Genomic DNA, 1,394 nt, shown 5'->3' on the forward strand with positions numbered 1-1,394 from the left:
TGGACTTCTGTCAAGAAAGTGGACATTAAAATTTGATATTTTTTTCGTAGTACAACTACCGCACTGCGTTTGCTAGGGCATTAGAAAGGATCAATCAAAAAACAAACTGATCCTTTCTAATGCCAAATGGCTAACTTATGAGATTTTTAATCTTTGATTGTTGGTAGTTTCTCTCAAATTTATTAGGTGAACAATACCCTAATGTAGAGTGTTTTCTCTTTTCGTTATAAAAACTACTTATATAATAATTAACTGCTTTGATTGCTTCAGCACGAGTTTTAAAGCGCCTTCTATAAATTAAATCTTTCTTTAATGTGGCATGGAATGATTCAATACAAGCATTATCATAGGGATTGCCTTTTCCACTCATACTAATCAGGATTTTTCGCTCATCTAATTTGTTAATATAATCCCTAGAACAATACTGGGATCCTCGATCTGAATGGTGAATTAGTTTTTCTGTTGGCTGCCTAGATATGATTGCCATTTCTAAAGCCCGTATTGTGAGTTCCTTACTCATATGGGAATCAATATACCAACCTATGATTTTTCTAGAAAACAAATCCATAACCGTAGCTAAATAAACCCATCCTTCAAGTGTCCGAATGTAGGTAATGTCAGTAGCCCAGATTCGATCTGGCGCTTCGACATGAAACTCTCGTTTGACTAGGTTTGAGTAAATAGGGAAGGCATGATTAGAGTCCGTAGTAACCACATATTTTTCTTTAGGAGTAGCTCTTAACCCCATCTCACTCATTAGACGGGCTACTGTTTTTAAAGAAACTGTATATCCCCATTCCACTAAGTCATCATGTATTCGGGGACTTCCATACGTTCCTCCACTTTCATGAAAAGACTTTTTTATTTTCTGCTTTATCTCATTTCTATAAGCCTCTTTATCAGATGGATCTTTTTCTAGGTCCCCCACCCATTTATAGTATCCGCTCGTTGAAACTCCAAGTACTTTGCACATCTTTACCACAGTGTGTTCCTCCCTATGAGCGTGAATGAAACTGTAAATTACTCTTGGTTTTTGGTAAAGATGTGCATCGCCTTTTTTAAAATTTCGTTTTCCTCCCGTAACTGTTGTAGCTCTTTTTCATGTTTCTTTTTAAGTTGTTCTAACTCTTTAGGAGTGACATATCCCTCGTCTGAATTGCCAACTTTTAATTTCTTCCTGTATTCTTGTACCCATTTACTTACAGTAGAATAAGGAATCTCAAGTTCATATGATACTTCAGAAATCTTTCTTCCTTCTTCTATAATTAATTTTGATACATATTCTTTATACTCTCGAGTATGGTGCTTCCCCATTTGAACACGTCCTTTAATTAAATTATCTATATTATATCTTTATTCTCATTTCGACGTGTCCACTTTTAAGACTAACTCTA

The 1,394-nt window shown here is 35.2% G+C and carries 2 protein-coding genes; both read right to left on the reverse strand.

All coding sequences use genetic code 11. The annotated features are described in order from the left end of the window. Window positions 1-130: 130 nt before the first annotated feature. Window positions 131-1,021 carry an IS3 family transposase gene (locus tag K9V48_RS28020; RefSeq protein ID WP_224142315.1) on the reverse strand — a complete coding sequence of 297 codons (891 nt, stop codon included), beginning with the start codon at window positions 1,019-1,021 and terminating at the stop codon, window positions 131-133. After that, window positions 1,021-1,314, reverse strand: a complete 294-nt coding sequence (locus tag K9V48_RS28025; RefSeq protein WP_224142314.1) for a transposase — start codon at window positions 1,312-1,314, stop codon at window positions 1,021-1,023. Before K9V48_RS28025 ends, K9V48_RS28020 begins: the two co-directional genes overlap by 1 nt. Window positions 1,315-1,394 lie beyond the last annotated feature (80 nt).

The sequence above is a fragment of the Metabacillus rhizolycopersici genome (assembly GCF_020075705.1).

Bases quoted from the DNA above. Each gene is read 5' to 3' on its own strand.
- K9V48_RS28025 (WP_224142314.1), bottom strand. From the start codon at position 1,314: ATGGGGAAGCACCATACTCGAGAGTATAAAGAATATGTATCAAAATTA.